Here is an 18517-nt window from a genome sequence, read left to right as displayed (position 1 = left end):
TTTCGCTTGAGCCCGTCGCGGCTTTTGCGCATAAGAGCGGCGTGTGAGCGCTAACATATTTTCACGGATACCCGTTCGGCATTGGTACGGGCGCGTGTCCGGGTCTATTTCCGTCGCACGGGCAAACGCCTTATTCATGCAGGGAGAGCTACCTTGACCACTTACGGCAATCTGATCAACGGCGAATGGGTCGTTACCGGCACCACCTTCAACAACATCAACCCGTCGGACACCAATGATGTCATCGGCGTCTATTCGACCGCCGGTGAGCCGGAAGTAACCGCCGCCATCGCCGCCGCGCGTGCTGCCTTTGAAACCTGGCAATATTCGACTCCGCAGCAGCGTTTCGACATTCTCGACGCCGCCGGTACGGAAATCCTGGCCCGCAAGGCCGAGCTGGGCGCGCTGTTGTCGCGCGAAGAAGGCAAGACCCTGCCCGAAGGTATCGGCGAAGTCACCCGCGCCGGTCACATCTTCAAGTATTTCGCTGGCGAAGCCCTGCGTGCCCACGGCGAAGTGCTCGATTCCGTGCGTCCGGGCATCAAGGTCGAAATCACCCGTGAGCCGGTCGGCGTCATCGGCCTGATCTGCCCGTGGAACTTCCCCATCGCCATCCCGGCGTGGAAGATGGCCCCGGCCATCGCCTTCGGCAACACCGTGGTGTGTAAGCCGGCCGAACTGACGCCGGGCTGCGCCTGGGCGCTGGCCGACATCCTGACGCGCGCCGGCCTGCCCAAGGGCGTGCTGAACGTCGTCTTCGCCCGCGGTTCGGTCGCCGGTCCGCTGATGATCGACGGCTGCGACGCCATCACCTTCACCGGCTCGGTCCCGACCGGCACCCGCGTGCGCGACGCCGCCGTGGCCAAGGGCAAGCGTATCCAGTGCGAAATGGGTGGCAAGAACCCGGTCATCGTGCTCGACGACGCTGATCTGAATATCGCCGTTAACTCGGTGCTGAACTCGTCCTTCTTCTCATCCGGTCACCGCTGCACGGCCTCGTCGCGCATCATCGTGACGGAAGGCATCGCCGATAAGTTCGTCTCGGCTCTGGCCGACGCGGCCAAGGCCATCAAGGTCGGCGACAGCCGCGCCGACGGCGTGCAGATGGGCCCGATCGCCTCTCAGGAACAGCTCAAGATCGCGCAGGACGCTGTCGCCAAGGCCAAGTCCGAAGGCGGCGTGGTCGTCGCCGGTGGTGAAGACCTGACCTTCGGCACGCCGGGCTACTATTACGCCCCGACCCTGATCGACAAGACGACGCCGGACATGGCCATCAACAAGGAAGAGGTCTTCGGGCCGGTCGCCTCGGTCATCCGCGTCAAGGACCTCGACGAAGCCATCAAGGTCGCCAACGACACCGAAATGGGCCTGTCGGCCGGTATCTGCACCTCGTCGCTGAAGGCCGCTGAAACCTTCAAACGTAAGGCTCAGGCCGGTATGGTCATGGTCAACCTGCCGACCGCTGGTGTCGATTACCACGTACCGTTCGGTGGCCGCAAAGCCTCCTCCTACGGCTCGCGCGAACAAGGCGCCTACGCCAAGGAATTCTACACCATCGTCAAGACGGCCTATACCTTCGCGGGTTAAGTTCGCTGGACAAAGGACGTGGGGGCCGCCGCCCCCACACCCGAAACATTAAAAGCGCCCCCGGAAACGAGGGCGCTTTTTTGTGATGCTTATGCGGTTAGCGCCTCCCCTGATTTCAGGGGAGGCGCTTTAGGCTCACCGGCTGGCCAGAGCCGTGCCGCGCACCAGCGCCACCAGCTCCGGGCTGGCCTGACGGTACTGTATCGACTCGATCTGATCGTTGACGCCGCGCGCGTGGCCTTCGACCCACACCACCTTGCCATCGGCCAGAGCGGCCTTGACCCTGAACTGCGTATCGAAATGCGTGCTGCCGCCTTCGCAGCGATCAAGGTCCACCACCGCCTTGCGCACCTGGCCCGACACGCTTTCGGCATCGGCCTTCACCGAGTCGGCAATCGCCTTACCCACCATGCGCTCCTGCTGCGCGTCGCATTCGGCAAAGGCCGGCACGGCGAGGGTCAGAAAGGCCGCAGCGGCGGCGGCACCATAGACAGATTTCATCATGACGAATTCACTCCATTTTTTCTTGTTCTTGGGCGAATGCCTTGTTCAAGGGCGCAACCGTAACCCGTGGGACTGCCCATAAAGAATGCGCTAATTCAGAGGTTTGGCAACAAAAAATATTCCGGACCCTGAACAAAATCACGGATTTTTTACCGCCTGAATTTAATCAGTTTACGGATTAAATGATCTCATAATATTGTGAAATAAAAGAATTTTGCTCTTCAGGGGCAAAAAAGAAGCCCGACCAGAGGGCCGGGCTCACACGCAAAAATGTTTCAGAAATCAGCCAATCGCCGCCGGATCGTCGCGTTCCAGCGGGTCCGGCAGGGCCTGCCCATCCGGCACAAAGTCCATCGCTACCGAATTGAGGCAGTAACGCAGGCCGGTCGGGCGCGGGCCGTCTTCGAACACGTGCCCCAGATGTGAGTCGCAGCGGCCGCAGCGGATTTCCGTGCGTACCATGCCGTGTGAGACGTCGCGCAGATAGCGGATATGCCCCTCACCCACGCCCTGATAGAAGCTGGGCCAGCCCGATCCCGAATGGAACTTGGCGCGCGAGGAAAACAGCGGCAGGGCGCACAGGGCGCAGGTGTACAGCCCCTCCTCCTCATACTCATCGAACTTGCCGCAGAAGGGCGGCTCGGTGCCGTGATCGAGCAGGATGCGCCGCGCTTCGGGATCGAGCTTTTCAGCCAGCAAGCGCAGCTTTTCGGGCGGAGGCGGGGTCAGGTCGAACCCCAGTTCGGAACGGGCCATGCGGATGTCCTTTTACAGTGTGCCCCTAGAATGGTTTTAGATGAACGTTTCATTCAAGCACCTCCCCTGATTTCAGGGGAGGTGGATTTGACGCCGTTTAGGCGTCAAAGACGGTGGGGTTAACACCACCTGCTTTAACCCCACCCGGCGCTGCGCGCCACCCTCCCCTGAAACGAAGTTCGGCGAAGCCAAATCAGGGGAGGTGCCGGAGCGAAATGTTGTGTCCACCTAAAATCATGTGCCCATAATATAGGCGCATCCGCGCGCCCTTCACAGGGGCTTAAACCGTGTATCCATGACTCAGAAGCCGCGCCCGGCAATCGTCGCGCACCGCGGCCCAGTCGGCGCGCAACAGCCCCAGCCCGATCACATCGTGCGGCCCGTCGGATTTGACCACGTGGCGGCGGAAATGCGCTTCGGTCTGAAAGCCAAAGGATTGGTGCAGCTTCCACACGGCGCCATTGCTTTCCAGCACCTCACACCACAGCTTTTCGAGGTTGAGGACGTTGAAAGCGTGCTCGATCATCTGAAATTCGACCCACGCGCCCAGGCCTTTACCGCGCGCTGTGGTTTCGGCCAGATAGAAGGCCCAGGCCGCCTTTTGCGACACCCGGTCGATATCGACGAAATTGGCCAGCCCGACCGGCTGCCCGTCCCATTCGATAATGAAATAGCGCCGCGTCTCATTGCCGCTTAAGGCCTCAAACCACGCCTCATGCCGCTCACAGGGGATCAGGGTGTCGGTGTACATGTACCGGCGCACCTCTTCGCGGTTGCGCCAGTCAAACAGGCGCTCGCGGTCTTCGGAAGCCAGCGGCCGCAGGGTGGCCAGAGAAGGTGACGCCAACATGAGCACTACATCTTTCACAGACGGAACCCTGTGAGAATAACATGGTGCGGTTAATATCGCGTTCGCAGCGCTTTAGCCAATTCAACCCTATGAGAATCGTCGTAACATCGTGCAATCTAAAGGAGATCGCTGATGCCGCTTTACGATTTCAGCCTGGATATAGGCGCGAATGAAGGCTTCACGCCTGAGAAGGATATTTTCCGCCATGAAGCCTTTGGCGAACGCCTGACAAACCTGCTCGCCAACACGAATTTCCCCATCACTCTGGCCATTGATGCGCAATGGGGTGAAGGCAAAACCACCTTCCTGAAAATGTGGGCGGGACACCTTCGAAACGAGGGCTTCCCGGTCATTGAATTCGACGCCTTTGCCAATGACTATTACGACGATCCCTTTATCCCGTTGGCAGGGGAAATTGTAGCTTTGGCTAAAGATCAGGGGATTAAAACTGCGATTAGCGAAAAGGCGAAGAAAGTTGCCTTTGCTCTGGCGAAGGGCTTCGTCAAAGTTGGCACTAAGCTAGTCACTCTGAATGCAGTTGATGGCTCGCTCATTGACAGCGTCAAAGATGATGTCGCAGATGGCCTCGCTGACTATGCGGCTAAAGAAGTAGGCGAATTAATTGATAAGTACGAAGAGACAAAAAATGAATTTCAAGCTTTCCGGGAAGCCCTAAGTCAGTTGCCCGATAAGCTTTATGATGGACCGAAAAATGAAGATGGACATCCCATTAATCCAAAACCATTAATTTTTATAATTGATGAACTCGACAGGTGCCGCCCGGATTATGCTCTTAAACTACTGGAGAGAATAAAACATTTTTGTTCAGTTCCCAGTATTCATTTCGTGTTCGGCGTGCACATTCTTCAGTTAAAAAATTCAGTTTCGTATGCTTACGGAAATGGTATAAATTCAGATACATATCTAGAAAAATTTTTTACGATTTTCACAAATCTTCCGGATTCCAATCATCCAAGAGGAGTCGTTCCAATCGATTCGTATCTTTCACATATAAGAAACAATCTGATCATTAGAAGCGACATTTCGCAAATTATAAATTATTTTCAAAATAAAAACGTATCAATAAGATCATTTCAAAAATACATACAATCAATTTCAATTATAAATTCTCAAACGTACACTAGCTCACTAAACTCTTACCTAGCAATTATTACTGCAATAAGATTTTTTGACATTAAAAATTACGAAAAAATAATGCGCACAGCACTTGATCCAGTTGAAGCTAGCGTCATTGTTGACGAGTTCTACCCTAAACCAACTAGCGGCGGATGGAAAACATTTTTAATTAACGTAATGAGCGAATCCGATCTTACTCAAGTGATGAGTGCGTTCGATATTTATCAAAGAGAAAATGGTAGCTTTAATAAATATCTTGAACGCAATTATCTCAGGTGGGAGATGCAGATACATCGCTCCCTTTAGCCGCCCTAAACCCAGTCTGCACAAAGCATCGCTTTCCTTCGCGGCGGGTGGGGACTAAAAGCCTCTTCAAAGAGGCACCAGACCCTCATCTTCTGAACCGCCGCGGACCCTCCTTATGCTCGCATTGCCGCTCTCCTGGCCGCTCGAAGGCCGGCGCGTCGTCCTGATCGGGACGGGCGACTGGCTTGCGCGCAAGCTGACCCTGCTGCGGCGCACCCCGGCGAGCTTAAGCGTCTATACGCCGGACGATGAGACGGCCTATGAGGGCGTGGCGCCCGAACGCCGCTGGCCGACGGTCGAAGACCTGAGCGACGCCACCTTTGTCATCGTGGCGTTCGAGGATCGCGCGAAGGCCGAACAGGGGGCGACGCTGGTACGCGCGGCGCATAAGCCGCTCAATGTCGTCGATAATCCTGATCTGGGTGACTTCCACGTCCCGGCCATTATCGACCGCGGTCCGCTGTCGATCGGTGTGGCCACCGGCGGCACAGCTCCGGTTCTGGCTCGCGAAACCCGCCGCCGCATCGAGGCGGCGGTGCCGCCGTCCGAAGCGCAACTGGCCGAGTTTGCTCTGCGCCTCAGCCCGCACCTGCGCGCACTATTGCCCCACGTCGATGAGCGCCGCCGCTTCTGGGAAGACGTGCTGGAGTCCGACGCGGCGCGGCTGGCGCGCGAAGGCCGCATTGATCAGGCCGTAGACATAGCGCTCGCTGCCGCGCGTAACCCGCAACCGCGTCAGGGCGTCGTGCATCTGGTCGGGGCCGGTCCCGGCGATCCGGAGCTTCTGACGCTGAAAGCGCTGCGCCTCCTCAGCGAGGCCGATGTCATCGTCTATGACCGGCTGGTCGGCGACGGCATTATGGACATGGCGCGCCGCGACGCCGAACGCTTCTATGTCGGGAAGGCGCGCTCCAACCATTCGGTGCCGCAGGATCAAATCCACAGCCTGCTGGTCGAACAGGCGCGGCTGGGCAAGCGCGTTGTGCGCCTCAAAGGCGGCGATCCGTTCGTCTTCGGACGCGGCGGCGAAGAGGTCGAAGCGCTGAAAGCGGCGGGGATCGAAGTCCATATCACGCCAGGCATCACGGCGGCGCTGGGCTGCGCGGCCTCAACCGCCGTGCCCCTCACCCACCGCGACCATGCGCAAAGCGTGAGCTTCATCACCGGACACGCTAAGGATGGGGATTTCGAGCACAATCCGCTGGCGCTCGACTGGGAACGGCTGGCGGCGCACAACCATACGCTGGTCGTCTATATGGGCATCCACACCGCCCAGACCATTTCCGAAAAGCTGACCCAGCATGGGCGCGCCGCCGATACGCCGGTTCTGGTGGTAGAAAACGGTACGCGGCCCGACGAAGTTCGCAGACTGACCTGTCTGTCTGATCTGCCGGAAACCCTGCGCGCTGATCCGCCCAAGGGGCCGGCCCTGCTCATTATCGGCGAAGTCGCCGCTCTTTATCAGCCGACGGCCGCGCACCCTGCCGTCGCCGAACCTGCGAGGATTACATGAAACTCCTGACCGCCAATCGCCTGACCGATGGTCTGGTGCTGTGGTACGCCGGAGGCCCGGACCTGTCGGGCTGGACCGAAGACGCGGCGCTGGCCACCCGCCTTGAGGACGAGGCGGCGGCCGCGCTGCTGGAAGACTGGAAGGCGCGCGAAACCGAAGTGGTCGCGCCCTACCTTGTGCCGCTCCTCGATGAGAATACCCTGGTCAAGCGCGAATATGTGCGTGAGCACGTGCGCGCCAATGGCCCTACCGCGGGTCAGACCGCCTTCGACACCGCCCGTCAGCACCAGCGCGGAGAGGTTTTCTAACATGTATCAGTATGACCAGTTCGACCACGCCATGGTCGCCGCCCGCAACGCCGAATTCAAAGATCAGGTCGAACGTCGCCTGAAGGGCGAGCTGAGCGAGGATCAGTTCAAGCCGCTGCGCCTGATGAACGGCCTCTACCTGCAACTGCACGCCTATATGCTGCGTATCGCCGTGCCCTATGGCGTGCTGTCGTCGCGTCAGATGCGCACCTTCGCCCATATTGCGCGCACCTATGACCGCGATTTCGGCCACTTCACCACGCGCCAGAATATCCAGTTCAACTGGATCAAACTGGCCGACACGCCGCAGATTCTCGAAGACCTGGCCGCCGTCGAAATGCACGCCATCCAGACGTCGGGCAACTGCATCCGCAACACCACCACCGATCAGTTTGCCGGGGCGGCCAGGGATGAGATCGACGATCCGCGCCCGTGGGCCGAGCTGATCCGTCAGTGGTCCACCTTCCACCCGGAATTCACCTTCCTGCCGCGCAAGTTTAAGATCGCCATTACCGGCGCCACCCGCGACCGCGCCGCCATCCGCGTGCACGACATTGGGCTGCAACTGACCGACAAGGGCTTTGATGTCTATGTCGGCGGCGGCATGGGTCGTACCCCGCATCTGGGGCACCTGATCAGGTCGGGCCTGCCCGGCGAAAAGCTGCTCAGCTATCTCGAAGCCGCGTTGCGCGTCTATAACCGGTATGGCCGCCGCGATAATATCTACAAGGCGCGTATCAAGATCCTCGTCTCGGCGCTGGGGCCGCAGGAATATGCGCGTCAGGTCGAGGAAGAATGGGCGACGCTCGATCAGGCGCAGATCGACGCGCCGCACGCCGAAATCGCGCGCATCAAGAGCTTCTTCCCGCAGCCGGCCTATGCCGACAAGGCGTTTGACGCTGCCGCTCTGGACCGCGCCAAGGCCGCCGATGCCGGTTTTGCCCGCTGGGTGCGCAACAATACGCTGGCCCACCGCCGCGACGACCATGTGTCGGTGACGATTTCGCTGAAACCGACCGGCCTGCCGCCGGGCGATGCCTCTTCGGCGCAGATGGATGTGATGGCCGATGCCGCCGATCGCTTCGCTTACGGCGAATTGCGCGTCAGCCATGAGCAGAACGTCATCCTGCCGCACGTCGCCAAAGCCGACCTGTATGACCTCTATCGTCTGCTGGATCAGAACGGTCTGTCTTCTGCCAATGTCGGCAAGATCACCGACATGATCGCATGCCCCGGTCTCGACTACTGCTCGCTGGCCAATGCGCGTTCGATCCCGCTGGCGCAGGACATTTCGCAGCGCTTTGCCGATGCCGAGCTGACCGACAAGATCGGCGATCTTCAGATCAAGATTTCCGGCTGCATTAATGCCTGCGGTCACCACCATGTCGGCCATATCGGCATTCTGGGCGTCGATAAGCAGGGCGAGGAATTCTATCAGATCCTGCTGGGCGGCCGCGCCGATGAGCAGGCCGCGCTGGGCGTCATTACGGGCAAGGGCCTGAGCGCCGAGGCCGTGCCCGCCGCGTTGGAACGCCTGATCAAACTCTATCTCGACCTGCGCACGGATGAGACCGAGCGCTTCATCGACACCGTGGGCCGCCTTGGCCGCGACGCCTTTGCCGGAGCCTTGCATGAGCCAGCTTAATTCTTCCCACGCGCCGCAACTGGTCAGCGATCAGGGCGAGGTGCGCGCCAATGGCTGGACCCTGCTGGCCGACGACGAAGCCATCGGCGTCGATCAGGCGGTGTTGAGCTTTGCGCGCGCCGTCAATGAACTGGATGGGCTCAATGGCCGCTACGGCGTACGCATTGCGCCCGGCGACGATGTGCGCCTGCTGACACCCTTCCTGTCCAAGATCGCGCTGATCGAAGTGGCCTTTCCGGGCTATCGCGACGGGCGCGGCTATTCGACCGCGCGCATCCTGCGTCAGGACTTAGGCTTTGACGGCGAAATCCGCGCCGTTGGTGACGTGCTGCGCGATCAATTGTTCTGGATGATGCGCTGCGGCTTCGACAGCTTCCTGCTGAAGGACGCCGACCCGGCGGGTGCGATAAAGTACGCCCGCTCTCTGTACACAAATGCCTATCAGTCCGCCGCCGACGGTCTGAAACCCGTATGGGCCCTGCGCCATCCCGCGTAAGGTCCGGAGTCCGTTATGACTGTGCTGATCAATAATCTGGTGGCCGATACGCCTGACCACGAACACGCGCGGCAACTGTCGGCCAAGTACGAAGGCTGGAACGCCGAGTCGATCCTGCGCGACACCATCGGTCAGGAGTTTGCCGGCAAGATCGCCCTCACCTCCTCCTTCGGGGCCGATGCGGTGGCGCTTTTGCATCTGGTGGCGAAGATCGACCGCACCACGCCGGTCATCTTCCTCGACACCGACCGCCACTTTTTTCAGACCCTGCAATACCGCGATGAGCTGGTCGAGGCCCTGGGGCTGACCAACCTCACCAATCTGCGCCCGGCGCTGGAAGACATCCGCGCGCTCGATCCCAAAAACACCCTGTTCCAGAGCGACCCGGACGCCTGCTGCGACTTCCGCAAGACGAAGCCGCTGGCGGCGGTGACGAAAGACTATGCGGCGTGGATTTCGGGCCGCAAGCGGCATCAGGCGGCGACGCGCGCCAACCTGTCGGTCGTCGAATTTGACGGGCGTAACTTCAAGATCAATCCGCTGGCCAACTGGACGGCGCAGGACGTGGCCGACTATATCCGCGCCCACAATCTGCCCGAACACCCGCTGGTGGCGCAGGGCTATCCGTCGATTGGCTGCTTCACCTGCACCAAGCCGGTCGAAGAGGGTCAGGACGCGCGCTCTGGTCGCTGGGCCGGTCAGGACAAGACCGAATGCGGCATCCACCTCAATGTCTATGACGACGGCGAAGGGATTTAAGCCAAATCCCTATGCCTTCGCCACAAACGAGGCGCGTCTTACGGCGCGACGAAAAACGTCTTCGAGCAGTATTCGCAGGTGATGTGCACCTGACCGTCCGGCTCCAGCATGTCGGATTGCTCATCGGCCGAGAAGGAGCGCACCAGCTCCTCGACGCGGGTTTGCGAGCAGCGGCACAGCTTGGCGATCGGCTTGGGCGGCGACAGGCGCACGCCGTCTTCGTGGAACAGGCGATAGAGCAGGCGATCGGCTTCCAGCTCGAAATCCGTCAGTTCCTCTTCGCCCAGAGTCGCAAATAGGGCGCGCACATGCTCAAACGCTTCGCGCGTATCGCCGCGACTGTCGTCACCGGCCAGCGCCTGAATCATCGCCCCGGCGGCGCGCCAGCGTTCGCCGTTCGGCGTTGTTTCGCGCGACACGGCCAGCTTGATCTGCGTCGGAATCTGCTCGGACTGCGCAAAATAATGCTCGGCGCACAAAGACAGGGAATCGCCCTCAATCGGGGTCACGCCCTGATAGCGGTCGCCCATGCCGTCGGGCTCCAGCGTCATGATAAAGGTGCCCTGCCCCAAAAGTTGCTGCGCGCCCAGAGACTGAAACTTGCCGGCATTTTCGGCCTCAAGCGCCTTCAGCTCCTCCGGATCGAAGCGGCAGAAACCACGCAGAGAACCGCGCGTGTCATAGTCGGCCACGACATAGCGCACCACGCCCTGCCCCTGCGCCTGCATGATCAGCCGCCCCTCAAACTTCAGCGCCGAACCGACCATGACGGCCAGCACGCAGGCCTCACCCAAAAGCGTCGCAATGGCGTCCGGATAGGCGTGGGCGTCAAGAATCGCGTTCAGCGTTTCATCAAGGCGCACCAGACGCCCATGCACGGGAAGCGTGTCCAGCACAAAACGGGCGGCATAGTCCTGCGACGGCAAAGGATAGGAGGTCATCGGAAATCACACAAAAAGGGACATAAGCGGCGGAGATAGTTTCAACCTTGACCGGTTTCAAGGCATTACTGCGGCAATACTGACACCTTAGCCGATCCGCCCGGTCAAAAAAAGCCGAAGACGTCGGAAATACTGACAAAGGCGGTTGTCTTGCGGGGGCTTTTGGCCTAATCCCGCGCATAAATTTTGGTGGCTTCAGCGACCCGTCTATACCCTTACACTATCGCGCATCTGAGCCGAAAACCGGTGCCCACTTTTGGGGATGCGCTCCAACGGACATGATCATGCACATGGCTCCCGCAAGCGTAAACCTCGCGACACTCGTTCTCGATTTCGACTCGACCTTCACGAAGGTCGAAGCCCTCGATGTGCTGGCCGAACAATTGTTTTCGAGCGATCCGGCGCGCCTGACGGACCTCAAGTCGATCAAGGACCTGACGGACCTGGCCATGTCGGGCGAGATCGGTTTCGGTGAGGCCCTGCAACGCCGTATCAGTATCCTGAAACCGTCACGCGCCGATATTGAGGCGCTGGCTGAAGCCCTGAAGGCCCAGGTGTCGGCCTCGATTGCACGCAATCGCAAGGTGTTTGAGGAAAACCCCGGCAAGATCCGCATCATCTCCGGCGGCTTCCACGAATTTATCGACCCCGTCGTGGCCGAATACGGCATCAAGCCGGAGCACGTGCTGGCCAACCGTCTGGTCTTTGGCGACGATGGCGTGGCCACCGGCGTCGATCAGGACAATCCGCTGTCAAAGGACGGCGGCAAGATCGTGGCGCTCAGAAGCTGGGCCGACCTGTCCGGGGCCATTGTGATGGTCGGCGACGGCTGGACCGATTACGAGGTCTATCAGGGCGGCGCGGCCGACCGTTTCTACGCCTTCACCGAAAACGTCAGCCGCGAAAAGGTGGTGGCCGCCACCACGGCCAGCGAGGCGACGCAGGTCGTCGCGTCGTTCGACGAAGTGCTGCATAACGAAGGCTATGAAGGCCGCTATTCCTTCCCACGGTCGCGCATGAAGATGCTCCTGCTGGAAAACGTTCACCCGGTCGCCATCCAGCATTTCCGCGACGAAGGCTATGACGTTTCGACGCTGAAAGGCGCGCTGGACGAAGACGCCCTGATCGAGGCCATCCAGGGCGTGCACGTTCTGGGCATCCGCTCTAAGACCACTGTGACGCGCAAGGTGCTCGACGCCGCCGACAAGCTGATGGCCATTGGCGCCTTCTGCATCGGCACCAATCAGATCGACCTGAAGGCCGCGTCCGAAAAGGGCGTGGCCGTGTTCAACGCCCCCTATTCCAACACCCGCTCGGTGGTGGAAATGGTCATGGGCCTGACGGTCATCCTGACACGGAACATCTACGACAAGTCGATCCAGATGCACACCGGCAAGTGGGACAAGTCGGCCACCGGCGCGCACGAGGTGCGCAACAAGACGCTGGGTATCATCGGCTACGGCGCCATCGGCTCGCAGCTTTCGGTGCTGGCCGAAGCCTTTGGGATGCGCGTCATCTATTACGATGTCGCCGAAAAGCTGACCATGGGTAATGCCAAACGCTACCGCACCCTGGACGCCGTTCTGGCCGAAGCCGATGTTTTGTCGCTGCACGTCGATGGGCGCGCCGAAAACAAGAACATCTTCGGTAAGGCGCAGTTTGCCAAGATGAAGGACGGCGCGCTGTTCATCAATTTGTCGCGCGGCCACATCGTCGATATCGAGGCCCTGGCCGAAGCCGTCCGTACAAAGAAGATCTACGGCGCGGCCGTCGATGTCTTCCCCGAAGAACCGCGCACCAATGACGATCCGTTTGAAAGCCCGCTGATGGGCCTGCCCAATGTCATCCTGACGCCGCATATCGGTGGCTCGACCGAAGAGGCACAGGAAGCCATTGGTGAGTTCGCGTCGGAGCGTCTGCTGAATTTCATCAGCCGCGGCGACACCACCTTCTCGGTCAATATGCCGAACGTGCAACTGTCTGAGGTCGAAGGGCGTCACCGCTTCCTGCACATCCATCAGAACGTGCCGGGCGTCATGGCGGCGATCAACAACATCATCGCCAAGTACAATCTCAACATTCTGGCCCAGCACCTCAAGACCAATGAGCAACTGGGCTATGTGATCGTCGATGTGGACCGCGGCTATTCGCGTGAGGCGCTGGATGAACTGAAGGCCGTCACCGGTACGCTGAAGTTCCGCTCACTGGTATAGCAGGCTGGGGTGTAGCAAACTGGGGTATAGGAGACAGGTGGATGGCAAGTTCCGATGCGTTTCCCGCTGTCTTTCAGGCCCTGCGCGCGCTGATGATCGAAGCCGCACCCGGCATGGTTGTCACCGCCGATACCGACTGCTGCCTGACGCTGAAAACGACGTGGGCCGAAGCGCGCACCGGTGAGCCGGCGTGGTTTGGCTGGCTGGCGCTCAAAAAATCCTACGTCGCCTATCACATCCTGCCGCTCTATAGCCTGCCGGAACTGACTGCGCTTGTTCCTGCGTCTCTTGAAAAGAAACGGCAGGGCAAGACGTGCTTTGCCTTTAAAAAGATCGACCCGGCCCTGTTTGAAGACCTGCGCGCCCTGACCCAGGCAGCGGCGGCTCAGGAAGCGGCGTTGAAAGCCGCCATAGGCTGATACCAAGGGTCATTGGAAATGACTCTTGGTATGCCATTCGAGAATGTCTCATGTCACTGATACATATGAGACATTCTCGAGTTCTCAACGGACGGATGCGGTCAGCATCTTCGGCCGTTGGTATGATACACAAAAGGCCCCCGCCAACTGGCTGAGGGCCTTTTGTGTGCAAGGGTTTGAATCACGCCTCAGTCGAGAAAGAACACATCGTCCTGCGGCGGCGGCGTATCCAGTCCGGCGAGGCGACGCCAGGCCTTCCATACGGGTTCCGGCACGCGCGGTGGGCGGGTTCCGTTGGGATCGAGCTTCTGCACAAAGCTGAAACGCAGGCCCATCTTGTGCGGCTGGGTCCACACCGGTGAGCCGAACTTAACCATCTGACCGGCCACATCCACCAGCCACAGATCACCGGCGTTTTGCGGCATGTCCTTGACCAGAACCTGCGCGCCAGAAGCACTCTGGTTGACGATATCACACGCTACCTCGGTCCCGCTGGGTAGCAGCAGCAGCGCGCCCGACGCCATGCAGTCAAAACGCGGCTCGGCGCGGCGGTTGAGGAACTGCTGAAACGGCTGAATCACCTCGACCCCCGCCTGCGGCGAGGTCACGGAAGGCGATGCAGAGCGACCATCTGAGCCGGGCATGGCGTTGGGAGTCTTTCGCGGGGAGTTGGGGTTAAGATAGTACACAGCCATTTATAAAAGGTTCTTTTTATAGGTGTGGTCAGGCACAGTCGTGCATACGCACAACCCACACCCGGAGATGACGAAACGCTACTGTTTATTGAAAACGCGAAATTATGACCCAGAGGGGCCGGGTACTGAACGCCGTTTGGCAACGCACCGGAATTGCCGCGAACCTTAAGGCGTAGCGGTGAAGACTTCCTTTACGGGGGTTGACTTTTCCACCATTGCAACGCATATGGCGGTTTGCTGCGGTGCAATGCCGCACCTGACTGGCCGCGTGAGGTCGGGCGACACAGGACATAGTCCTTGGTATGTGTCCCGACAAGCCAGTTTTAACGGATGACAGATGTGCGAACCCTGTTCGCGCTTGATAATCTTTAAAAATGAAACCCGAGAGCTAAGACACGCGCTGGCCTCATCCGAAACCGCCCGCTACGCCACAAAAGCGCGTCCGGGCCGAAGGATGGTGTGCGACGGTCATTTTGCCGGGTGTGCGCGCATCCGTATTGAAAGCGCATCGTCTTGACGACCTTCAAAGATTTGGGCCTCTCGGCCAGCCTGCTCGCCACGCTTGAAAAAGAGGGCTATCACACCCCTACCCCCATTCAGGCGCAGGCCATCCCCATCCTGCTGAACAAGCACGACCTTCTGGGTATCGCCCAGACCGGTACGGGCAAGACGGCGGCCTTCTCCCTGCCCATCCTGCACCACATCCTCAGCAACCGCATCATCCCCGCCCCGCGCTCGTGCCGCGTGCTGGTCCTGTCGCCGACGCGCGAACTGGCCACGCAGATCGCCGACAGCTTCAAGGCCTATTCCAAGGGTCTGGGCCTTCAGATCGCCACCATCTTCGGCGGCGTCAAGTACGGCCCGCAATATAAGGCGTTGCAGGGCGGCATCGACATTCTGGTCGCCACGCCGGGCCGCCTGATCGACCATATCGAGCAGAAGACTATCGACCTGAAGGCTGTGGAACACCTCGTCCTCGACGAAGCCGATCAGATGCTCGACATGGGCTTTATCAAGCCGATCCGTCAGGTCGCTTCGCGCCTGCCGGCCCAGCGTCAGAACCTGTTCTTCTCGGCCACCATGCCGAAGGAAATCGCTGGCCTCGCCAACGAGCTGCTGACCGATCCGAAGAAGGTTGAGATCACGCCGGAAGCCACCACGGCCGAGCGCGTCACCCAGCAGGTCATCTTCATCGAGCAGCAGCGCAAGCGCGCGCTTCTGTCGGAACTCTATGCCGATGAGAAGCTGGCCCGCACCCTGATCTTCACGCGCACCAAGCGCGGCGCCGACCGCGTCGCCGCCTATCTGCAAGCCGGAGGCGTCGAAGCCGCCGCCATCCACGGCGACAAGAACCAGTCGCAGCGCGAACGGGCCCTTCAGGCCTTCAAGGCCGGTCGCGTCCGCGCGCTGGTGGCCACCGACATCGCCGCGCGTGGTATCGACGTCGATAACGTCACTCACGTCATCAATTACGAACTGCCCTTCGTGTCGGAAGCCTATGTCCACCGTATCGGCCGGACCGCACGCGCGGGCAAGGAAGGCCATTCGATCACCCTGGTCGCCGATGATGAGCGTAAGCTGCTGAAAGACATCGAACGCATCACCCGTCAGCGCATCCCGTCGTGGGACCGCCGCAAGGATCAGGCGCTGAAACTGCTCGATGAGGCCATCCTCGCCTCGGGTCAGACCGAAAAGCCGAAGACGCCGGACCGCGTGGTCGAAAAGACCGCCCGCCACGTCGACCCGGACGCCGAGCGCGTGCACAAGCGTTCGCGCAACCGTCCCAATCGTGACGAGCGTCGTGGTAATGGCCGCGATGGCGATAATTCGCGCGGTGAACGCACCTTTGGCAAGAAGGACGCCTTCGGTAACCGTGCCGAGCGTCAGGCGCGCAATGAGCGTCCGGAACGCACCGAGCGTTACGACCCGCTGGCCGCCGAGCGCGCCCCGACCAAGGCCGCCCGCGACTTCCCGGTTGATAAGGGCTTTGGCGATAAGCCGCGTGGCGAAAAGCCCCGCTTCGACAAGCCGAAGGGCGAACGTCCGTTCAAGAAGCGCGACGACGCCCGCAGCGACACGCGTGCTTTCGAAGACCGTCCGGCGCGACCGGCAGCCGAACGTGGCGACGAGCGCCCCACGGGTGAACGCCGCTTTGACGAACGCAAGAAGAAGCCGTTCGGTAAATCGGCCAGCGGCAAGCTGGGTGGTCGCAAGACCAACACCAAGCCGCGCGCTCACCACAATGAGCCGGTCAATCGTTCTGAAGGCGCACAACTGAAGCGCCGTTCGCGCAACGGCTAAAATTCGCCGGGAGACGGGATACGCGTCTCACCCGTGCTGAATTTTCCACATTGTGAAGACGACATATTTCCGCTTTAACTAATCCATATGGTGCCCCCTGAAACCTTTTCAGGGGGTACTGTTTTATGGAGTGGCGATATGCGGACTAAGGGTTTCGCGCCGGACCGGCGCACGGCAATCGGCTTTATGGCGGCTTTGATGGGTTCGACCTTTCTGACGGCCTGTGAGCCGAAGGTTGAGCCGGCCTCGGACGATTCCGCCCCGCTGGCTCTGGTGCGCAGCGCCAAAGACGTCCACTCCTACGCCGAACCGAACGTCGCGCGCGTGCGCCACGTCGATCTCGACCTCACCGCTGACTTCCGCGCCAAGGTGCTGAAAGGCACCGCCGCCCTGACGCTGGAAACCGCGCCGACGGCCAAACAGGTCGTGCTGGACGTCAAGGCGCTCGACATCGAAGGCGTCACCGATGCCTCTGGCGAACCGCTGAAATACACGCTGGGCACGCCCCACCCCATCTTTGGCGCGCCGCTGACCATCGAACTGCCGCAGGGGGCGCAGAAGGTGGTGGTGACATACAAGACCACCGCGGACACGCAGGCCCTGCAATGGCTCGACCCGTCGCAAACCGAGGGTAAAAAACACCCCTTCCTGTTGTCGCAGGGCCAGTCGATCCTGACCCGCACGTGGATTCCGACGCAGGATTCCCCGATGGTGCGGCAAACCTACAGCGCCATCATCCGTGTACCGACACCGCTCAAAGCCGTGATGAGCGCCGAAATGCTGACGCCGGATGGTGAGGCCGTGCCGGGGAACGGGGGCTTGCGCGCTTTCCGCTTCAAGATGGATCAGGCCATACCGCCCTATCTGATCGCGCTGGCCATTGGCGATATCGACTTCCGCCCGACCGGCGACCGCACCGGCGTCTATGCCGAAAAGGCCACCATTGCCCGCGCCGCCGCCGAGCTGGAAGACCTCGAAAAATTCGTCGCCGCCGCCGAAAAACTCTATGGCCCCTACCGCTGGGGACGTTACGACGTGCTGATCCTGCCGCCGTCCTTCCCCTTCGGCGGCATGGAAAATCCGCGCCTGACCTTTGCCACGCCGACCATTCTGGCCGGTGACAAGTCGCTGGTGTCGCTGGTCGCGCACGAACTGGCCCATTCGTGGTCAGGCAATCTCGTCACCAATGCCACCTGGGACGATTTCTGGCTCAACGAAGGCTTCACCACCTATTTTGAAAACCGCATCATGGAGGAGATGTACGGCAAGGACCGCGCCCTCATGCTGCAAAGCCTGGGTTACAGCAGCCTTCAGGACACCCTGAGCCGCATCAAAGAACCGGGCCTGACGCAGTTGCATACGGACCTCAAAGGGCGCGACCCGGATGACGGCTTCTCGGACATTCCGTATGAGAAGGGCGCGGCCTTCCTGCGCCTGCTGGAACAGACCTATGGCCGCAAGAAGTTTGATGCGTGGCTCAAAGGCTATTTCACGCGCTATGCCTTCAAGAGCATGACCACGGCAGGCTTCGTCGAAGACCTGCGCGAAACCCTGATCAAGGGTGATCCGGGTGCGGAAGATCGCCTGAAACTGAATGAGTGGCTGTACAAGCCCGGCCTGCCGTCCAACGCCGTCAAGCCGCAATCCGAAGCCTTTGCGCGCGTCGAAGCACAGGTTGAAGCCTTCACCAAGGGCACCCCGGCCAAGTCTCTGATCACCGAGGGCTGGGTGACGCAGGAATGGCAGCATTTCATCGAGTCCCTGCCGGACACCCTGACGCTGGAGCAGATGAAGGACCTCGATGCGGCCTTTAGCTTCACCAGCTCGCGCAATTCGGAAATTCTGTTTGCGTGGCTGAAACTGGCCATTGTGCACCACTATGAACCCGCCCTGCCGGCGCTGGAAACCTTCCTCACCTCGCAGGGCCGCCGCCGCTTCGTCAGCCCGCTCTATACGGCGCTGATGGCGCAAAAGGGTTGGGGTGTCGATATGGCCAAGCGCGTCTATGCGAAGGCGCGGCCGCTTTATCATTCCGTGACGCGCGCCACGGTGGATGAAACCGTAAAGTAGAGTGATCCTTAAGGTTC

Annotated in this window: 16 protein-coding genes; 11 read left to right on the top strand and 5 right to left on the bottom strand. The window is 60.2% G+C overall.

Annotated features, from left to right (window positions below; all coding sequences use genetic code 11):
* Positions 1 to 153: 153 nt before the first annotated feature.
* Positions 154 to 1587 carry an aldehyde dehydrogenase family protein gene (locus tag EM6_RS10445; protein ID WP_126422564.1) on the top strand — a complete coding sequence of 478 codons (1434 nt, stop codon included), beginning with the start codon at positions 154 to 156 and terminating at the stop codon, positions 1585 to 1587.
* A 135-nt stretch (positions 1588 to 1722) separates the two neighbouring features.
* Here the strand turns inward: EM6_RS10445 and EM6_RS10440 are convergent, their stop codons facing one another.
* The 3 genes from EM6_RS10440 to pseH all read right to left on the bottom strand — a co-directional run bounded on the left by EM6_RS10440 (position 1723) and on the right by pseH (position 3697).
* A complete protein-coding gene (locus tag EM6_RS10440; RefSeq protein WP_126422562.1) occupies positions 1723 to 2091 on the bottom strand; it encodes a hypothetical protein in 369 nt (122 codons plus the stop codon).
* A 282-nt stretch (positions 2092 to 2373) separates the two neighbouring features.
* The gene (msrB, locus tag EM6_RS10435) at positions 2374 to 2847 is read right to left on the bottom strand and encodes a peptide-methionine (R)-S-oxide reductase MsrB (RefSeq protein ID WP_126422559.1); all 474 of its coding nucleotides are present in this window, start codon (positions 2845 to 2847) and stop codon (positions 2374 to 2376) included.
* 280 nt (positions 2848 to 3127) lie between these two features.
* Positions 3128 to 3697, bottom strand: coding sequence for a UDP-4-amino-4,6-dideoxy-N-acetyl-beta-L-altrosamine N-acetyltransferase (gene pseH, locus EM6_RS10430; RefSeq protein WP_126422557.1), 570 nt, complete (start codon positions 3695 to 3697; stop codon positions 3128 to 3130).
* Between the two features lie 132 nt (positions 3698 to 3829).
* On the opposite strand from pseH, the gene EM6_RS10425 reads away from it, so the two are divergent.
* From EM6_RS10425 to EM6_RS10400, 6 genes are all read left to right on the top strand, one after another.
* Positions 3830 to 5140 carry a KAP family P-loop NTPase fold protein gene (locus EM6_RS10425; RefSeq protein WP_126422555.1) on the top strand — a complete coding sequence of 437 codons (1311 nt, stop codon included), beginning with the start codon at positions 3830 to 3832 and terminating at the stop codon, positions 5138 to 5140.
* Positions 5141 to 5255: 115 nt separating this feature from the next.
* On the top strand, positions 5256 to 6653 hold the full coding sequence (cysG, locus tag EM6_RS10420) for a siroheme synthase CysG (RefSeq protein ID WP_126422553.1): 1398 nt from the start codon (positions 5256 to 5258) through the stop codon (positions 6651 to 6653).
* Positions 6650 to 6961, top strand: coding sequence for a DUF2849 domain-containing protein (locus EM6_RS10415; RefSeq protein WP_126422551.1), 312 nt, complete (start codon positions 6650 to 6652; stop codon positions 6959 to 6961). Before cysG ends, EM6_RS10415 begins: the two co-directional genes overlap by 4 nt.
* A gap of 1 nt (position 6962) precedes the next feature.
* The gene (locus tag EM6_RS10410; RefSeq protein WP_126422549.1) at positions 6963 to 8606 is read left to right on the top strand and encodes a nitrite/sulfite reductase; all 1644 of its coding nucleotides are present in this window, start codon (positions 6963 to 6965) and stop codon (positions 8604 to 8606) included.
* A complete protein-coding gene (locus EM6_RS10405) occupies positions 8593 to 9102 on the top strand; it encodes a DUF934 domain-containing protein (protein WP_126422547.1) in 510 nt (169 codons plus the stop codon). Before EM6_RS10410 ends, EM6_RS10405 begins: the two co-directional genes overlap by 14 nt.
* 15 nt (positions 9103 to 9117) lie before the next feature.
* Positions 9118 to 9861: a phosphoadenylyl-sulfate reductase gene (locus EM6_RS10400; protein WP_126422545.1), complete on the top strand. Its 744-nt coding sequence runs from the start codon at positions 9118 to 9120 to the stop codon at positions 9859 to 9861.
* 38 nt (positions 9862 to 9899) lie between these two features.
* On the opposite strand, the gene EM6_RS10395 is transcribed toward EM6_RS10400, so the two are convergent.
* Positions 9900 to 10802 carry an Hsp33 family molecular chaperone HslO gene (locus tag EM6_RS10395; protein ID WP_126422543.1) on the bottom strand — a complete coding sequence of 301 codons (903 nt, stop codon included), beginning with the start codon at positions 10800 to 10802 and terminating at the stop codon, positions 9900 to 9902.
* A 284-nt stretch (positions 10803 to 11086) separates the two neighbouring features.
* Between EM6_RS10395 and serA the strand changes: the two genes are divergently transcribed.
* Positions 11087 to 13015, top strand: a complete 1929-nt coding sequence (serA, locus tag EM6_RS17760) for a phosphoglycerate dehydrogenase (RefSeq protein WP_172961191.1) — start codon at positions 11087 to 11089, stop codon at positions 13013 to 13015.
* Between the two features lie 41 nt (positions 13016 to 13056).
* Entirely contained in the window at positions 13057 to 13434 is a 378-nt protein-coding gene (locus EM6_RS10385; protein WP_126422541.1) for a hypothetical protein, read from the top strand.
* Positions 13435 to 13622: 188 nt separating this feature from the next.
* Here EM6_RS10385 and EM6_RS10380 read toward each other — a convergent pair whose 3' ends face one another.
* On the bottom strand, positions 13623 to 14078 hold the full coding sequence (locus EM6_RS10380) for a PilZ domain-containing protein (protein ID WP_145987685.1): 456 nt from the start codon (positions 14076 to 14078) through the stop codon (positions 13623 to 13625).
* A 564-nt stretch (positions 14079 to 14642) separates the two neighbouring features.
* Between EM6_RS10380 and EM6_RS10375 the strand changes: the two genes are divergently transcribed.
* On the top strand, positions 14643 to 16430 hold the full coding sequence (locus EM6_RS10375) for a DEAD/DEAH box helicase (RefSeq protein ID WP_126422534.1): 1788 nt from the start codon (positions 14643 to 14645) through the stop codon (positions 16428 to 16430).
* A gap of 138 nt (positions 16431 to 16568) precedes the next feature.
* Complete coding sequence (locus EM6_RS10370) at positions 16569 to 18500, top strand: M1 family metallopeptidase (RefSeq protein ID WP_126422532.1); 1932 nt, start codon at positions 16569 to 16571, stop codon at positions 18498 to 18500.
* Positions 18501 to 18517: the final 17 nt, after the last annotated feature.

Source organism: Asticcacaulis excentricus, from assembly GCF_003966695.1.
Classification (GTDB): Bacteria; Pseudomonadota; Alphaproteobacteria; order Caulobacterales; family Caulobacteraceae; genus Asticcacaulis; species Asticcacaulis excentricus_A.
The sequence above is the reverse complement of the archived record's forward strand: the minus strand, read 5'-3'. Positions and strand labels throughout refer to the sequence as shown.

Bases quoted from the DNA above. Each gene is read 5' to 3' on its own strand.
- cysG (WP_126422553.1), top strand. From the start codon at position 5,256: ATGCTCGCATTGCCGCTCTCCTGGCCGCTCGAAGGCCGGCGCGTCGTC.
- msrB (WP_126422559.1), bottom strand. From the start codon at position 2,847: ATGGCCCGTTCCGAACTGGGGTTCGACCTGACCCCGCCTCCGCCCGAA.
- EM6_RS10405 (WP_126422547.1), top strand. From the start codon at position 8,593: ATGAGCCAGCTTAATTCTTCCCACGCGCCGCAACTGGTCAGCGATCAG.
- EM6_RS10380 (WP_145987685.1), bottom strand. From the start codon at position 14,078: ATGCCCGGCTCAGATGGTCGCTCTGCATCGCCTTCCGTGACCTCGCCG.
- EM6_RS10410 (WP_126422549.1), top strand. From the start codon at position 6,963: ATGTATCAGTATGACCAGTTCGACCACGCCATGGTCGCCGCCCGCAAC.
- EM6_RS10425 (WP_126422555.1), top strand. From the start codon at position 3,830: ATGCCGCTTTACGATTTCAGCCTGGATATAGGCGCGAATGAAGGCTTC.
- EM6_RS10440 (WP_126422562.1), bottom strand. From the start codon at position 2,091: ATGATGAAATCTGTCTATGGTGCCGCCGCCGCTGCGGCCTTTCTGACC.
- serA (WP_172961191.1), top strand. From the start codon at position 11,087: ATGCACATGGCTCCCGCAAGCGTAAACCTCGCGACACTCGTTCTCGAT.
- EM6_RS10400 (WP_126422545.1), top strand. From the start codon at position 9,118: ATGACTGTGCTGATCAATAATCTGGTGGCCGATACGCCTGACCACGAA.
- EM6_RS10415 (WP_126422551.1), top strand. From the start codon at position 6,650: ATGAAACTCCTGACCGCCAATCGCCTGACCGATGGTCTGGTGCTGTGG.
- pseH (WP_126422557.1), bottom strand. From the start codon at position 3,697: ATGTTGGCGTCACCTTCTCTGGCCACCCTGCGGCCGCTGGCTTCCGAA.
- EM6_RS10370 (WP_126422532.1), top strand. From the start codon at position 16,569: ATGCGGACTAAGGGTTTCGCGCCGGACCGGCGCACGGCAATCGGCTTT.
- EM6_RS10395 (WP_126422543.1), bottom strand. From the start codon at position 10,802: ATGACCTCCTATCCTTTGCCGTCGCAGGACTATGCCGCCCGTTTTGTG.
- EM6_RS10385 (WP_126422541.1), top strand. From the start codon at position 13,057: ATGGCAAGTTCCGATGCGTTTCCCGCTGTCTTTCAGGCCCTGCGCGCG.